This is a genomic window from Abyssibacter profundi, assembly GCF_003151135.1.
GTDB lineage: Bacteria > Pseudomonadota > Gammaproteobacteria > Nevskiales > OUC007 > Abyssibacter > Abyssibacter profundi.
Genome location: NZ_QEQK01000010.1, coordinates 118319 through 134046, shown reverse-complemented (window position 1 = coordinate 134046; position 15728 = coordinate 118319). Strand labels below are relative to the sequence as shown.

Here is a 15728-nt window from a genome sequence, read left to right as displayed (position 1 = left end):
CACATGTCGGACAACACGCCGCTGGCGCTTGGGTTACTGGTCTCACTGGTGGCAGCGGGTATCAGCATGTGGCTGGGGCTTAGCTTGGTCTTCGCCTGGTCCTACAGCCTGGCCATGTTGCTGGTGATTGCCATGGGCGCCCGGCGCCGGGGGTCCCTGGGCCCGTTCCGGCCCTGGCTGGTGGCCGCGCTGGTGGTTTGGCTGCTGGCCTTCGCGCTGATGCATGCGGCCAGCTCGGCCAGCGCCCAGTTGCTGCTGGGTTTACCTCCGGCCACTGCCGCGGCGGTGTACCTGCTCTGGCCGGCGCCGCTACTGCTGGTCACCCTGCCCTATGCGCTGCATTTTGACCGGCATGTGCTGGACGATGCCGCGTGGGCGTCCATCCGCCCCTACCTCCGGGATCGCTCCGAATGAACGCCACCATCATTATTGTGGCGGCGATCTACTTTGTGGGGATGATCGCCATCGGCCTGTGGGCGGCGGCCCGCACCCGAACCTCGGCGGATTATTTTGTTGCCGGCAAGGGCGTGGGGATGTGGGCCATTGCCCTGGCCACCATGTCATCGGCCATGAGCGGATTCTTGTTCATCGGCGGGCCGGGTATTCATTACCAGTTTGGTTTCGGCACGCTGATGCTGACCTTTCCGGCTGCGGCCTCGTTTGCCATTGCGTGGTATCTGCTGGGCAAGCGGATGCGGCTGCTGGCTGCGGTGCGGCCGATGATGACCGTGCCCGATGCCATCCATGCACGGTACGACTCCAACCTGGCCCGCGGGCTGGCGGCTGTTGCCATCCTGCTGGGCGTGATTGGCTACCTGGCCACCCAGACGCTGGCCATGGGCGTGATCATGGCGCGGATCTTCGATCTGGCGGTCTGGCAGGGCGTGGTGCTGGGTGTGGCCATCGTGGCGGTGTACGCGACGGCGGGCGGCATGATTGCCGGCATCTACACCGACGTGGCCCAGGGCGGGATCATGTTGGTGGCGGCCCTGATCACATTCGTGCTGGCGCTGGAAACCGGCGGTGGCATGGGCAACATGATCCAGACCATCGGCGCCAACGACCCCGACTGGGTATCGCCCTGGGGCAACCTCGGACCGGGCATCGTCATCGGCTGGTACTTCGTCTTCGCGCTGGGCATTCTCGGCCAGCCCCAGGTCGCCCATAAGTTCTACATGATCCGCGAACCCAAGCGGATGAAATGGGGCGCGGTGGTGGCCGCGGCGGCGGCCATGGTGACCAGCCTGGTCTGGCTGTCGGTGGGTACCGTGACCCGTTATTTGTCCGAGACCGGGGAGCTGGTGCTGCCCATGGCCGACGATGCCGCGCCGCAGTTCATGTTGCAGTACGCACCGGCCTTGCTGGCGGGTGTGTTCTTCGCCGGCGTGGCGGCAGCGAGCATGAGCACCGCAGACAGCTTTCTCAATATCGGCGCCGCGGCCATTGTTCGCGATCTCCCGCTGGCCTTTGGTCGCGAGCCGGATGCCGAGGCCCAGCTGCGCTGGGGTCGCATTGTGACCGTCACGCTGGCGGTGGCAGCAGGTGGGGTTGCCATCGGCTCCGGTCAGCTGGTTGCCGTGCTGGGTATCTTCGGCTGGGGCACGTTTGCCGCTGCGCTGGCACCGGCCTTAGGACTGGGGCTGAACTGGTCCCGGGCGACTCCTGCAGCCGCCATCGCCAGCCTGACAGTCGGCGTGTTGCTGCAGGTGCTACTCGAACTCAACGCAGCCCTTGGTTGGGCTCCGGATCTGCTGCCCGGGCATGTGTATCGGGCGGCAGTGAGCTTTGTGCTCAGCTTCATCGTGTTCATCGCGGTGAGCCTGGTCACCAAGCCACGCACGCTGGCGGCGGATATGGAGGCTGTGATGCGGGCTTAAGTAGGTTCGCAGTCGCTCTCTCGTCCCGGTGTGTCCAGACGGGGACGGACACTCTGTCCGATCTCCCGCGACCAACGATCCGGAGGAGACAGAATGAAGACGTTGAAACAGATGGGCCTGCTGCTACTGCTGGCGCTGATGCCCGCCTGGGCACTGGCCTGCGAAGATGCCGTCGTGCTGGTTCACGGCAATGCGGGCTACCCGTCCGACTGGGATAACACGGTCTCGGAACTCTACGCACGGGGCTACAGCAGTTCGGACCTCTATCTGCCCAACTGGGGCTACAAGAGCTGCCCCGCCTGCAACAACCACTCGGGTTGGGAGGAGGATCCGGTCCGCGATGCCATCGAGGATGCGATCGCCGGTTCCTGCACGGGCAAGATCGATGTGATCGGCCATTCCATGGGCGTGACCCTGGCCGCCAAGCAAATCATTGATTTGGGTGCGCAGGCCGATGTCGATGCCTTTGTCGGCGTCGCGGGGGCGTATCGCGGGCTGTGGTCCTGCGGCGCGTATCCCTACAACGTGAACAACAGCACCTGCGGGTATTACGGCTTGTCCGTGTCCAGCCCGTTCCTCGATTGGCTATACGGACAATCCCTGGCCAGTCGGGTGTACTCGATCAAGTCCTACCAGGATCAGGTGGTCTGCTCGACCGGTACCTGCACGGTGGGCGGCGTACATTCCAGCCGGATTGCCGGTGAGGATGCGACCTACACCTATACGTATGGCCACTTCGGACTGCAGGCCTACACCTATGTGCTGCAGGCAAATTTGATCGACTAGCGGCTCCGCGGCGCCCCGGCCGGGCCGGGGCGCTGACCCGCCGGCTAGCGTCGGCGTAGATTACGTTCCAGGGCTAGGTACTCGTGGCGGGACAGCTCCCGGTTGCCATTGCCATCGGCGCGCACGAATAGCTGACTCACCACCCGATGGTCGGCAGCCTCATCCTGGGAAATGACCTGATCATTGTTGTCATCCACCGCAGCAAAGGCGGGTAGCCGGTGGGCCGGTGGTTGTGAGCGCTCGAACCCCGGTTGGTCGACCGTTGGCTTGGGCAGATCAGCTAGCTGGGCGCTGGCCTCGGTTGTCATGACGATTCCAGCGAGCGGGATCAACCTGTGAAGAAAGCGCTGATGAATCAGCCTACGCATGTCTGCTCCCTGGTCTGAAGGATTCAGGAGTTCCGACGGGGCTGTTCGCCAAAGGTTCCCTGTCGGTGTCGGCTTACTCCGGTGTGACACGCTGGCTGATCACGGCCTCGACGATTGGCAGGGCCACCTGTCCACTGACATTGGCGGCATTCCCGTTCCAGTTGGTCCGCGTTTCATTTTCGAACTGGTCGAACTGCCCGTAGACCAGCAGGCCGACCACATCGCCATCCTGCAGGCGTTCGCCGACACCGGCCAGCGGGATCGTCGCTGTGGCATCACCGCTGCGGACATCAGAGCTGCGGAGTGGTGTGACCTGCTGATCCACGAGAAAACGGCTGCCGTCGCGCTCGATACCCACGCCGATGAACACCACGCCTTCTTCCAGCCCGGCATCGGTTACCGTGAACTGTCCGTTGGGCTGACCAGCCAGCACGAGGTTGTCACCCACAATGGGATCGGTCAGGCCAACGAAAATCGCTTCGTCAGCCTCGCTGAAGCTGTTGTTGTGCTGGGTGGCGAGGATCGAAGTTTCAGGTAGCTCGACGGTGTAGGCAGCCTCGCCGCGAGAGATGGTTTCTACCAGCGCACCGCTGGTGTCATCCAGCGAGATGCAGATCTCGGGCAGCTCCAGCGCCGCGCCGCGCAGCTTGTGGTCCAGCCAGGCGTTCATAGCGTCGATGACATCGATGTCACCGCAGGTACCCGGGCCCAATGGGCCCTGAGAACCGGGGCCATTGCGGGTCTGGGTCAGCGAATGGCCGTTCTCATGGGAGATGAACCGCACTTCGCCGCCAGCGGCAGACCAAGCGTCATACAGGGCGATGGCCTGGGTCAGGTCGAAGAGAATGTCGCGGTTGCCCTGCAGCAGCAGGACATCGTGGGCCGGCAGTGGGGTGCCCGCTTCGACATAGGCATTCAGGCCGTGGGTCAGAAAGATCTGCTGGGAGGTCTCGGAGAGGTCCTCCTGCAGTTTACTGGTCTGATTGAACGCGCCTTCCTGGCAGGAGGCTTCGGTTTCCGAAGCCAGCTGCGCGCCGTCGGTCGTGGCCAGCAGGCACAGACCGGTGGCATAGCCCTTCTTGATGACGTTGTTCGGACCCAGGCTCTGGGCCAGGCTGAACCAGGTCGCGGTGGGTACCAGTGCGTCAAGCCGATCATCCACCGCCGCCGTCAGGTTTTGGTAGGCCCCGCCATAGCTGCCGCCGATAGCGCCAACACGCGGATCGCCCGGCCCGTCCATGATGAGCGATAAGTCCTCGTTGGCCGCAGCCCAGTCGATAATGGCCTGCACGTCGACAATCTCGAACATGGGGTCCATGACATGTGCACCGTCGCTGGTGCCGTCGTCGCCGTCATCGCCACGACCAAAGCCGCGCTGATCAAAGCTGATCACCGCGTAGCCGGCATTCCACAACGCCTCGACGTTGCGGTCGATGGCCGTGAAGATGTTCGGGCTATTGGACAGGTCCACGCCGGCAACCGGGTCGTTGGCGTCGACATCGCTTTGCGAGTACCGGTCGCCGCCCCAGCCGTGGCCATGCAGCACCAGCGGGTAGCGGTCGCCTGGCGCGTGCTCAGGGATGTAGAGCGTCGCCGTGACCAAGTTGGTGTCGGTCCCATCGGCGATGTTCGGTGCCGGAGACTCGATCATGACATCCATGCTGGAAGCCTCGACCCGCTCAGCCCCGCCCGAGTCGTTGCTGTCGGAGCAGGCGCCCAGTATCAAGGTGCCCAGAATCGCAAAGCCGGCCAAGGACTTCGTCATGACGGTGTCTCCAGTGTTGTTGCCGTGCGTGGCCCCCAGTGGCTCGCATCGACTTTATGACAGTAGTGTGACGGCTGCCGCCGGGGCGGGCAATGCAAACGCGTGATGGTTGTTCATGGGTTGAGCGACGCCTATCCTCGCGATGGAGACAAGGGCGGTTTCAGGCCACGGCGGAGCTGGAGCCGCTTCGCAGGCGCTACACAAAACAAGGGTCCACCACATGATCGATTCCGACGAGCCCGATACAGGCGATCAGGCGGGGCTGAATCCGCTTGATCGGCTACGCCGTCGATACGGCGTCATGCGGGTTAACGTGGTGACTGCGCTGGTCTGCTTCACGATCTTTGCGTCGGTGGGTGTGTGGCTGACGACGGTTTATCGGCTCGGCCCGCAGGCGCGGGCCATGGCGGCTGACCCGGCAGCGGCCGAGGCGTTCATCAACGGCTTGCTGGTTGCGCGACTGGCCTTGGTACTGGCGCTCGCCGTGTCGGTGTTTCTGGTCTTCTACTTCGGTTTTATTCGTCCGCTGGAGCAACAGCGCAGACGAATGAAGGCCGCATTGGACGAGGCATCCGATACCAACGAACTCGATTTGCTGTCGTACTGGTACGAGCGTCGCTCCAAGCAATTGAAGGTGGCGCTGGAAGACAACGCCAGTCTGCGCAAGGAGGCCGAGGCCCTGCGCGCGAGCGAGGAGACCGATCGACGGCTGCTGGATAGTGGCTTGGGGTTCTCTGCGGATGCGCTGGTGTTGGTCGACCGGGCCGGTGTGGTGCGTGGGGCCACGGCCGCTGCATTGCATCTGCTTGGCTACCACGACTATCAACTCGTTGGTAAATCGTTCCTCGATACGGTGGAACTCTACGACGCCAGCAAGGATCACCCGGAGGAATACCGGGTCCGCGAGTGGCTGGACGTGACACTGCAAAAGGCCTCATCCATCCCCGAGGTTGGCATGTTCAAGCTCAAGGATGGGCATGGGAAGGATCACGACCTGCTCGCAACCTGTTTGTGTGTGACCGACAGCTCGGGGCATGCCGTTGGTGGCTACATCCGGCTGGAACTGGCCGACGCCGGCCGGCGCGAGTTGCCCAAGGCCATGTCGGTGAGCTCTCGTAAGGATCCGATGACCGGCCTGCTCAGCAAGCAGGTGTTTGAAAGTCGTTGCGACGAGCTGGTGGACATCGCCCGCCGTCAGGATGACGAGCACCAGTTCGTGTTCATCGCGATTGATCGACTGCACGACATCACTGCCAAGTTCGGACATTGGGCGGGTGAAGAAACGCTTTGGCATGTTGCCCAGGCCGTCTCTCGCGAGGTCGGTGCGGTGGGCGACGGCTATCGCGTCTCCACGGACCGCTTTGGCGTGCTGGTGGCTTTTTCCAAGGTCGATCAGGTCATGGATATCTGTCATCGGCTGCGACTCGCGGTCGAAGCCCATGAATTCAGTTGGCAGGGCGAGCCCTTCGACACGACGATCTCGATTGCCGTCGTAAGCCTGCGTCCGGATGGCGAGGGCCGGCGTGGACTGCTGACCATTGCCAACGATCTGATCAAGCAGATTCAGGCCGATGGCGGCAACGATTGCCGGGTGTACGCGGCGTCCGAATCACTGTTCGAGCGCCGCCGTAACGATGCCGAGTGGAGCGACTGGCTATTCACACGTCTTGATGGCGGCTTTGGTCATCTGATCTCGCAGGGCATTCGTCCGGTACTGGACGATCACGCTGACTTGCGGCCCTGGGCAGAGGTTCTGCTGCGCGTGGAGGATGACGACGGCGTGTGGATCACGCCCGGTACCTACCTGCCGGCCATCGAACGTCGCGCCGAGACCACGCGCGTCGATCTCTGGGTGCTGGCGCGTGCGTTGGAGCTGGCCAAGACCACCGAAGGGTTTCTGAGCGACCATGCGGGCTTCACGATCAATCTATTCGGCGCATCGCTGGATTCGCCCGACTTCGCCAAGGACGTGAACCGGATCATCTCCGACAGCGGGGTTTCGCCGGAGCATGTCTGCTTCGAGATTGATGAGCGGTTTGCCAGCGCCCATGTTTCGACGGTGCGAGGCTTTGTCGAAGCCACCCGACCCACGGGCGGCAAGATTGCGCTGGATCGATGCAAGGCCTCGGCCGGACTGGGCGCCCTGCGGGCACTGCCCATCGATTACGTCAAGATCAGCGATGCGCTGGTGCGCCGGATGCTGGTCGACCCCATCGACCGTGCCCATCTGGACTGGATCAACGATGCGGCCCATCAGCTGGGCGTCAAGACCGTGGCCACCGGCGTCGAGCAGGAAGACTGGCTGCAGGAACTGCGGCGACTGGGCGTGGACTATGCCCAGGGCGTGCGCGTGAACAAGATCGGCCCGCTTATGGTCTAGGCCTGGGTCGCTGTCAGGCCGCCGCGCCGGGTCGATGCTGCCGGCCTTCGCTCTTGCCCTCGGCCTGCCGCACCAGTCGCTCCGATAAATCGTACTGTTCGGTCTCCAGATACGCTTCTGCCAGATAAAGTAGCCTGGCCACCTCGACCTGGTCGGCCGATCCCGCACGGCTGCGGAGCTTCATGATTCGACGGCGAATGGGCCGCGCGGCCTGATCATCGGCGCCGAGCAGCTTGCGATCGTCGATGGCCGCCTTGCGCGCTCGCCGGGCGATGACGTCGGCGGCCAGCTCGGGCGGTTCCTCATTCGCGGCATCCAGATCGCGTGTGCTGGTCGCGACGCGGGTCGATTCTGTGGGTCCACGAGGCTCCAGCGCATCGTCACGGACCCGCCTGGGGCGCATCAGCAAACCCAGTGCAACCGCTGCACAGAGGCCGTTGATCAATGCGTAGAACAACCAGTCCGGCCAGCTGCGCTGCTCGGCAACTTCGGAGGCCCCGGGGCGGGTTGCCACGGCGGGTTGGGTGGCGGCTGGTGCAGCCACCTCGTCAATCGCGGGTGCGCTGCCCACTACCGGAGGGGCGGCGGTGTCAGGCTCGGCGATTTCCTCTGCTTCGATCGAGGTGGGGGCCGCTTCGGTCAGGGTGGCCCGTGCCAGCTGGCTCAGGTCGATCGTCAGCCGCGTGCCCCGTGTCGCAGCTGGCTGAACTGCGGCCAGGAAGCGTGGATTGAGCTGCTCGCTGAGTTGAAAGCGATTGATATCGATGACCGGCTGCATCGTCGTCGCCATGCCCCTGGGGCTCGGTGCCGGCGCCTGACGCGCGTCGACCTGAGTCGGCGGATTGGCTGGCGGGGCGCTGCGAAAGCCGGCGGGCAGGCTGAGCATCTGACCTGCTCGCAGCTGCGCCGGATCCCCTCGCAAGTCTGGGTTTGCGTCCAACACGGCTTGGATGGCCTGCCGCAGCGGCATGGCGGGGCTGGGTCGTGTGCGCTGGGCGATCATGGAGACCGTGTCACCGGCCGCGACCGGGCCAAACTGGGTTGCGGCCAATGCAACGGGTGCGGCGGGTTCGCGCTCGGCCCGCGGGGGCGGTGACGCAGCCGAGGCGGGGTCGCCGGGCAGCCGCAGATGCAGCGTGGTTTCTCCGGCCCGTTCAACCAGCGGATGTTGCCGGAACAGGCTCGCCTGTGGCTGCACATCGGCCAACACGGCAATTTCCTTGGCGATGCGTTGGCTGCCCGAGCGGACCTCGATTTCGAAGGACAGAATCGGCTCCAGATGGGGCTTGCTGCCTGTCACGGTCAGCCGGAGCCGGTCGCCCGGCAGCGGGTCGACGCGCATGGTCAGTTCGGTCTGGCCGGGTGGGCGTTCCGCCGTGCTGACCGGGCGGACGTAAATGTCTTGCACGTTCGCGCCGGCGCGCTCGATATCCACGGAAAATGACAGCGGTTCGGCCAGATGCGACACGCTGTGGGGCTCACCGATACTGAGCGCACCGGCCGGCAGGCTGGTGCAGAGCAGGGCGGCGGAGCCCCAGGCCATGCCGCGCGGGCGCCAGGAGGGCGGTGACAGTCGGTGGCGGGGTTGCTGCATGCTCTACACCTTGCGGCTCGGGGCCGCTTCCGCAAATGTCGTCAGCATGGGCATCTGCAACTGTCGCCGAGGCGGTGACGGCCGGATGCGGACAGCCCGGGCTGTTCCCTTGCCCACGCATAACGGCCCGAGCGTACCAATGCTGCGGGCAAGCCGAGGTGAAGTTCGGCGCTGGGCGTATACTTGCGCGCCGCCCGATTGCCTGCTGCTGCGCATGTTGCCGAATCAACGGAGCCCCGCGTGACTGCCTACGCCAAGACCATTGCGCGCGGCGCCCTGCAAATGGATTGTCCGCTCGATGATCGCCAGGCGCAGCAGCTGTCTCGCCTGGTCGAGGAGCTGGCCCGCTGGAATCGCGCCTATAACCTGACGGCGGTCCGCGATCCGGCACAGATGGTGGTGACCCATATTCTGGATAGCCTGTCTGTGATGCCGCATCTGCGGGGCCCCGTGGCCGATATTGGCAGCGGCGCGGGCCTGCCGGGCCTGGTGGCCGCGATCCTGCGACCGGATTGGTCGGTGCTGTCGGTGGAATCGGTGGGCAAGAAGGCGCGGTTTCAGCGCCATGTTTGCCGCGAGCTGGGCCTGGAGCGTGTGACAGTGGCCGAGCAGCGCGTGGAGCACTTTCAAAGCGAGACCCGTTTCGCTACCGTCACCTGTCGGGCATTTACCCGTCTGGATCGATTCGTCGATCTGACCCGCCACCTGCTTGCGCCAGGTGGTCGCTGGGTGGCCATGAAGGGCCAGGTGCCCGACGAGGAACTGAAGGCCTTGGATAGTCGTGTGACCGTTGAAACCATCGTACCCCTGACCGTGCCCGGCCTGGCGGCCGAGCGCTGTGCTGTCATTCTTTCCGAGGCTGGCTAATGGCTCGAATACTTGCGATTGCAAATCAGAAAGGCGGCGTCGGCAAGACGACGACGGCCGTGAATCTGGCGGCCTCGCTGGCCGCCACCAAGAAGCGTGTGCTGCTGGTCGACATCGATGCCCAGGGCAATGCCACCATGGGTGTGGGCGTCGACAAGGACGACCTGGAGTTGACCGGCTGCGACGTCCTGCTGGGCGAGGCCACGATGGCCGATGCCATTGTCGCGCCGCGCACCCTGGGCTTTTCCCTGCTGCCGAGCAACACCGACATGACCGCGGCCGAAGTGGGTCTGCGTCAGCAAAAGGGCGGCGAAAAGGCCTTGGCCCAGGCCTTGGCCGGCGTCCAGGATGACTTCGACTACATTGTCATCGACTGCCCCCCTGCCTTGTCCATGCTGACGGTCAATGCGCTGGTTGCGGCCGATGGCGTCATGATTCCCATGCAATGCGAGTACTACGCGCTGGAAGGGCTGTCGGCCCTGCTCGATACGATCCGCAAGGTCCGCGCCGTGCTCAACCCGCGGCTGGAGATCGAAGGCGTGCTGCGCACCATGTTCGATCCACGCAACAATCTTGCAAACGAAGTCTCGGCCCAGCTGCTGGCGCATTTTCCGGATCAGGTCTATCGGACCATCGTGCCGCGCAACGTGCGCTTGGCTGAGGCGCCCAGTCATGGTCTGCCGGCCTTTGACTACGACAGTCAATCCAAGGGGGCGCAGGCCTACCTGGCGCTGGCTGGCGAAGTGCTGCGCGGTTCCGGCAGGAAGGCCGCCTGATGGCGGCGAAAAAGCGGGGCCTGGGCCGCGGGCTGGACGCGCTGCTGGCCGGCGGCGTCGAGGTCTCCCGCGAGCAGGCCGAAGCGGAAGGCAGCCTGGAAGATATCCCGGTCGAGGCGATCCGCCCCGGTCGCTTTCAGCCGCGACGCGAGTTCGACCCCGAGGCGCTGGAGGCCTTGGCCCAGTCGATCCGTGCGCAGGGTGTGATTCAGCCCATCGTGGTCCGACAGGCTGACGAGGGCTACGAACTCATCGCCGGCGAGCGTCGCTGGCGTGCGGTGCAAATCGTCGGCCTGCCAACCATTCCAGCCGTCATCCGGCCGCTGGAAGACCAGGCCGCGCTGGCGGTCGCGCTCATCGAGAATATCCAGCGCGAGTCGCTCAACCCCATTGAAGAGGCGCTGGCACTGCACCGGCTGATCGAAGAGTGTGGTCTCACGCATCAGGCCTGCGCGGAATCGGTGGGGCGTTCGCGGGCGGCTGTCAGCAATCTGCTCCGACTCCTCGAGCTAGACGATGAAATCCGAGCACTCGTGCAGTCGCGCTCGCTGGAAATGGGTCACGCCCGTGCCTTGCTGGGCGCCCCCGAAGCGGTCCGGCTGCGCCTGGCGCATGAAGTCGTGGCTCGCAAACTCAGCGTTCGCCAGACCGAAGCGCTGGTCAGGGATCTTGATGCGCCGGCCAAGCCCAAGCACACACCGGCACCGGTATCGGATCACCTGGTCAGCCTGGGTCGCAAGCTGGGCGGTCGTTTGAACGCCAAGGTGGAGCTGCAGCAAAAAGGGCGCGACAAGGGGCGAATCGTCATCAACTATGGCTCGATGGACGAGCTGGAAGACATCCTGCGCGAGTTGACCTAAGCGCCCGGCTCCGGTCGTAAACCGCCGTCGCCATGTGCTGTCAAAGGTTTGCGCACTTGCCCGGTTGGTGCGGCGCAACATTTCATTGACCTGTCATGGGGGCATGGCTATACTTCGCGCCCCCTCAGGCGGGTGACGCCGGTTTTGAGTGACGAAAACCCAGGGCGCAACAAGGCGTCATCGGGCTTCGCCACGGCACGCAGAATCTGTGCCTGGCAGCTTGCAATCGGTATCGCGGGTTCTTTGCTTTGGGGGCTGCATGGCGGAATGCATGCAGCGGTGGCTGGGTTATCCGGCGGCCTGATCGCAGTAATCAGCACGTTTTATTTCGCGTTGCGCGCGTTTGGCCACGGCCAGGACGCGACGCCTGAGCGGCTCCTCGGCAGCCTGTTGCGTGCCGAAGTGATGAAGTGGGGCGTAACCCTGGCCTTGTTCATGGTTGCGATTGTCCTCTTCCGGGATACATTCCCGCCGGTGATCAGCGTTTACGCGACCTGCCTGCTGGTCTACTGGTTCGCGCTGGGCTGGACAACCACAACATCTGAAACCGACACAGAGAAAGGCAACTGATGGCAAGCGGCGCAGAACAACATGGCGGTGGTGACAGCGCCAGCTATTACGTATCGCACCATCTGACCCATCTTCAGGTGGGTGAGGGTTTCTGGACCTGGAACATCGACACGCTGCTCGTGAGCACCGTGCTGGGCGTGATCATGTGCGCCGTGATGTACATGGGCGCCCGCAAGGCGACGGCCGGTACACCCGGTTTCCTCCAGAACATGGTCGAGTCGCTGGTCGACTTCATCGACGGGCTGGTTAAGGAGTCCTTCCCCGGCACGTCCAAGTTTGTACCGCCCTTCGCGCTGACGATCTTCGTCTGGACATTCCTCTGGAACTGCATGGACCTGATCCCGGTGGACTGGCTGCCAACCGCAGCGTCCATGGCGGGCCTGGAGTACATGCGTGTGGTGCCGTCGGCCGACATGAACGCGACCTTCGCGATCTCGATCTCGGTCTTCTTCCTGATCATCATTTACAGCATTGCCGGCAAGGGTTTTGGTGGCTATGCGAAAGAGTGGCTGTCCCACCCGTTTGGCTGGTACCTGCTGCCCTTCAACATCATCATTAATTTCGTTGAGCTCATGGCTAAGCCGGTGTCGCTGTCACTGCGACTGTTCGGCAACCTCTACGCCGGTGAGCTGATCTTTATCCTGATCGCGCTGCTCCCCTGGGGCGTGCAGTTCATCCCGGGATTCGCCTGGGCGGTGTTCCACATTCTTGTGGTGACCCTGCAGGCGTTCATCATCACCGTGCTTAGCGTTGTGTACCTGAGCATGGCGTATGAGTCGCACGACGATCACTGAGTCTGATCTTTTAAGAGCTACCTTTTCCAACACCTGACGGAAACGACTGGAGAACGACGATGGAAATCATCATTGGGAACACCGCGCTGGCCATTGGCCTGATCTTCGGCCTGGCTGCTCTGGGCACCGGCATCGGCTTCGGCCTGCTGGGCGGCAAGTTCCTGGAAGGCGCTGCTCGCCAGCCGGAAATGGCCGGCATGCTGCAGACCCGCATGTTCATCATCGCCGGCCTGCTGGACGCCGTGGCCATTATCGGTGTCGCCATGGCGCTGCTGCTGATGTTCGGCAACCCGCTTCTGGGTCAGCTGGGCTAACTACCACCTACGACGTTGCGTTCCATCCAACCGTAGGAGATAGCAGTGGGTATTAACGCCACCATCATCGGGCAGACGATCACGTTCGCGTTGTTCGTGCTGTTCACGATGAAGTTCGTCTGGCCGCCGATTAAGCAGGCCATGAACGAGCGTGCCAAGAAGATCGAGGACGGTCTGGCGGCGGCTGAGCGAGGCGAAGCTTCGCTGGCCGAAGCCAGCCGCGCCTCTGACGATGCGCTCAAGGACGCCCGTGCCCAGGCACAGGACATCCTCAATGGCGCTAATCGTCAGGCCAACGACATTGTCGAAAAGGCCAAGTCCGAGGCACGCACCGAAGCCGAGCGCATCATCAAGGCCGCGAACGAGGAAATCGAAGCCTCGATGCAGCGCGCCAAGGCTGAACTGCGTAAGGAAGTGTCTGCCATCGCATTGTCCGGTGCACAGAAAGTGCTGGGCCGCGAGGTTGACGCCTCCGCGCACGATGATCTGCTCAAGCAGCTCGCGACCGAGATCTGATCATGGCCGAGCTGTCCACACTGGCACGACCGTATGCGCGCGCTTTCTTCGAGCTGCAGCACGAAGCCGGCACATTGGCCGCGGGGCAATCCGCGGTTGATGCCATGGCTGCTGTGGTCTCCGAAGAGCAGGTGGCCCGTCTGATCGGCCATCCGGCCGTTAGCAAGGAAGAACTCGTGGCCCTGGTTCAGGGTGCCAGCGGGGACGCCTTATCGGACGACGGGCTCAAGCTGCTGAAGGTGTTGGCTGACAACAAGCGCGTGGCGCTGTTGCCGGCTATTGCCGAGCAGTACGGCCTGCTCAAGGACGAAGCCGAGCGCCGGATCGCTGTCGACATGACTGCCGCCAAGCCGGTGAGTGATGACGCCCAGGCCGCCTTGGTGGCCGCCCTGTCCAAGCGACTGGGTCGGGATGTCGAGTTGAGCGTGACCATTGATGACGCCCTGATCGGCGGTGCGGTGCTCCGCGCTGGCGATCTGGTCATCGACGGTTCGGTCGCCGGCCGTGTGGACCGCATCACTCAGGCGCTGACCGCGTAGACGAGGACAACCAGGAAGCGACGCAACACGCGTCGCGACACCAGGAAACACAACATGCAATTGAATCCGTCTGAAATCAGCGATCTCATCAAGGATCGCATCAAGAATTTCGAGGCCGTGACCGAAGCGCGGAACCAGGGCACAGTCGTGTCGCTGGCCGACGGCATCGTGCGCATCCATGGTCTCGAAGACGCGGTGCTGGGCGAAATGCTCGAGTTCCCGGGTGATGTCTTCGGTCTGGCCCTGAACCTGGAGCGTGACTCTGTCGGCGCCGTGGTCCTGGGTGACTACAGCACGCTGACCGAGGGCGACTGGGTCAAGACCACCGGTCGCATCCTCGAAGTGCCGGTCGGCCCCGCCATGTTGGGCCGCGTGGTTGACGCGCTGGGTCGTCCCATCGACGGCAAGGGCGACATCAACGCCGAAGGCACCTCTCCGATCGAGAAGGTCGCGCCGGGCGTGATCGCGCGTCAGTCGGTGGATCAGCCGGTGCAGACCGGTCTGAAGTCCATTGACGCCATGGTCCCGGTGGGTCGTGGTCAGCGTGAGCTGATCATTGGTGACCGCCAGACGGGTAAAACCGCGGTGGCCATCGACACGATCATTAACCAGAAGGGCACCGGCGTTAAGTGCATCTACGTCGCGATCGGGCAGAAGAACAGCTCCATCGCCAACGTGGTTGCCAAGCTGGAAGAGCACGGCGCAATGGATCACACCATTGTCGTGGCCGCTGCCGCCGCCGAATCGCCGGCCCTGCAGTTCATCGCACCGTATGCCGGTTGCGCCATGGGCGAGTACTTCCGCGATCGCGGTGAAGACGCGCTCATCGTCTACGATGATCTGTCCAAGCAGGCTGTCGCCTACCGCCAGATCTCGCTGCTGCTGAAGCGCCCGCCGGGTCGTGAAGCCTACCCGGGTGACATCTTCTACCTGCATTCACGCCTGCTGGAACGTGCAGCCCGCGTGAACGCCGACTACGTCGAGAAGTTCACCAACGGTGAAGTCAAGGGTCAGACCGGTTCGCTGACGGCACTGCCGATCATCGAAACCCAGGCCGGCGACGTGTCTGCCTTCGTGCCGACCAACGTGATTTCCATCACCGACGGTCAGATCTACCTGGAAACCGACCTGTTCAACAGCGGCATCCGCCCGGCCATCAACGCCGGTCTGTCCGTGTCGCGTGTGGGTGGTTCGGCCCAGACCAAGATCATCAAGAAGCTGGGCGGCGGTGTTCGTCTGGCCCTGGCGCAGTACCGCGAACTCGCGGCCTTCGCCCAGTTCGCATCCGACCTGGACGAAGCGACCCGCAAGCAGCTGGAGCGCGGTCAGCGCGTCACCGAGCTGATGAAGCAGCGTCAGTACTCGCCGCTGTCCGTGGCCGAGATGGCGTTCTCGCTGCTCGCCGCTGATGCCGGCTACCTCGACGATGTCCCGCAGGACAAGGTCGTGGAGTTCGACGAGGCACTGCACCAGTTCCTGAACGGCGAGTTCAAGGACCTGCTGGATCGCATCAACGAATCCGGCAAGTACGACGATGCGATCAAGGCGGACATGACCGCTGCCCTGGACGCGTTCAAGAAGCAGTCGGCCTTTTAAGCGGACTGTTATCGCGCGTCAGGCGTGAATGGCCAGGCCGGACCAAGTGGTCTTGCCCGGCCGGTTCACGAAGCAGTCACGAGGTTTTAAGCATTGAGCGCCCGAGCAACATCCGGGCGCCTCAGT

The 15728-nt window shown here is 63.6% G+C and carries 16 protein-coding genes; 13 read left to right on the top strand and 3 right to left on the bottom strand.

Going from position 1 to position 15728, the window contains the following annotated elements:
- Positions 1-3 precede the first annotated feature (3 nt).
- The 3 genes from DEH80_RS12210 (at position 4) to DEH80_RS12200 (ending at position 2663) form a co-directional block, all read left to right on the top strand.
- The gene (locus DEH80_RS12210) at positions 4-414 is read left to right on the top strand and encodes a hypothetical protein (protein WP_109720784.1); all 411 of its coding nucleotides are present in this window, start codon (positions 4-6) and stop codon (positions 412-414) included.
- The gene (locus DEH80_RS12205) at positions 411-1877 is read left to right on the top strand and encodes a sodium:solute symporter family transporter (protein ID WP_109720783.1); all 1467 of its coding nucleotides are present in this window, start codon (positions 411-413) and stop codon (positions 1875-1877) included. Before DEH80_RS12210 ends, DEH80_RS12205 begins: the two co-directional genes overlap by 4 nt.
- A 93-nt stretch (positions 1878-1970) precedes the next feature.
- Positions 1971-2663, top strand: a complete 693-nt coding sequence (locus DEH80_RS12200) for an alpha/beta fold hydrolase (protein ID WP_109720782.1) — start codon at positions 1971-1973, stop codon at positions 2661-2663.
- A 44-nt stretch (positions 2664-2707) separates the two neighbouring features.
- Here the strand turns inward: DEH80_RS12200 and DEH80_RS12195 are convergent, their stop codons facing one another.
- Entirely contained in the window at positions 2708-2971 is a 264-nt protein-coding gene (locus DEH80_RS12195; protein WP_109720781.1) for an EF-hand domain-containing protein, read from the bottom strand.
- A 133-nt stretch (positions 2972-3104) separates the two neighbouring features.
- A complete protein-coding gene (locus DEH80_RS12190; protein WP_109720780.1) occupies positions 3105-4796 on the bottom strand; it encodes an alpha/beta hydrolase family protein in 1692 nt (563 codons plus the stop codon).
- Positions 4797-5016: 220 nt separating this feature from the next.
- Here DEH80_RS12190 and DEH80_RS12185 point away from each other — a divergent pair, with 220 nt between their 5' ends.
- Positions 5017-7176: an EAL domain-containing protein gene (locus DEH80_RS12185; RefSeq protein WP_165831455.1), complete on the top strand. Its 2160-nt coding sequence runs from the start codon at positions 5017-5019 to the stop codon at positions 7174-7176.
- 13 nt (positions 7177-7189) lie between these two features.
- Here the strand turns inward: DEH80_RS12185 and DEH80_RS12180 are convergent, their stop codons facing one another.
- Complete coding sequence (locus DEH80_RS12180; protein WP_109720778.1) at positions 7190-8770, bottom strand: type IV pilus assembly protein FimV; 1581 nt, start codon at positions 8768-8770, stop codon at positions 7190-7192.
- A 240-nt stretch (positions 8771-9010) separates the two neighbouring features.
- Here DEH80_RS12180 and rsmG point away from each other — a divergent pair, with 240 nt between their 5' ends.
- The 9 genes from rsmG to atpA all read left to right on the top strand — a co-directional run bounded on the left by rsmG (position 9011) and on the right by atpA (position 15602).
- Complete coding sequence (gene rsmG / locus DEH80_RS12175; protein WP_109720777.1) at positions 9011-9637, top strand: 16S rRNA (guanine(527)-N(7))-methyltransferase RsmG; 627 nt, start codon at positions 9011-9013, stop codon at positions 9635-9637.
- Entirely contained in the window at positions 9637-10413 is a 777-nt protein-coding gene (locus DEH80_RS12170; protein WP_109720776.1) for a ParA family protein, read from the top strand. The genes rsmG and DEH80_RS12170 overlap by 1 nt, the downstream gene beginning before the upstream one ends.
- Positions 10413-11273, top strand: a complete 861-nt coding sequence (locus DEH80_RS12165; protein WP_109720775.1) for a ParB/RepB/Spo0J family partition protein — start codon at positions 10413-10415, stop codon at positions 11271-11273. The genes DEH80_RS12170 and DEH80_RS12165 overlap by 1 nt, the downstream gene beginning before the upstream one ends.
- Positions 11274-11405: 132 nt before the next feature.
- Positions 11406-11843 (top strand): ATP synthase subunit I, encoded by a 438-nt coding sequence (locus tag DEH80_RS12160; RefSeq protein WP_165831454.1) that lies wholly within the window; start codon positions 11406-11408, stop codon positions 11841-11843.
- Positions 11843-12637 (top strand): F0F1 ATP synthase subunit A, encoded by a 795-nt coding sequence (atpB, locus tag DEH80_RS12155; RefSeq protein WP_109720773.1) that lies wholly within the window; start codon positions 11843-11845, stop codon positions 12635-12637. The genes DEH80_RS12160 and atpB overlap by 1 nt, the downstream gene beginning before the upstream one ends.
- Positions 12638-12696: 59 nt before the next feature.
- The gene (atpE, locus tag DEH80_RS12150) at positions 12697-12951 is read left to right on the top strand and encodes a F0F1 ATP synthase subunit C (protein WP_109720772.1); all 255 of its coding nucleotides are present in this window, start codon (positions 12697-12699) and stop codon (positions 12949-12951) included.
- 45 nt (positions 12952-12996) lie between these two features.
- On the top strand, positions 12997-13467 hold the full coding sequence (locus DEH80_RS12145) for a F0F1 ATP synthase subunit B (RefSeq protein WP_109720771.1): 471 nt from the start codon (positions 12997-12999) through the stop codon (positions 13465-13467).
- A 2-nt stretch (positions 13468-13469) separates the two neighbouring features.
- Positions 13470-14006: a F0F1 ATP synthase subunit delta gene (locus DEH80_RS12140; protein WP_109720770.1), complete on the top strand. Its 537-nt coding sequence runs from the start codon at positions 13470-13472 to the stop codon at positions 14004-14006.
- A gap of 54 nt (positions 14007-14060) precedes the next feature.
- On the top strand, positions 14061-15602 hold the full coding sequence (gene atpA, locus DEH80_RS12135; RefSeq protein WP_109720769.1) for a F0F1 ATP synthase subunit alpha: 1542 nt from the start codon (positions 14061-14063) through the stop codon (positions 15600-15602).
- The last annotated feature ends 126 nt before the right edge of the window (positions 15603-15728 follow it).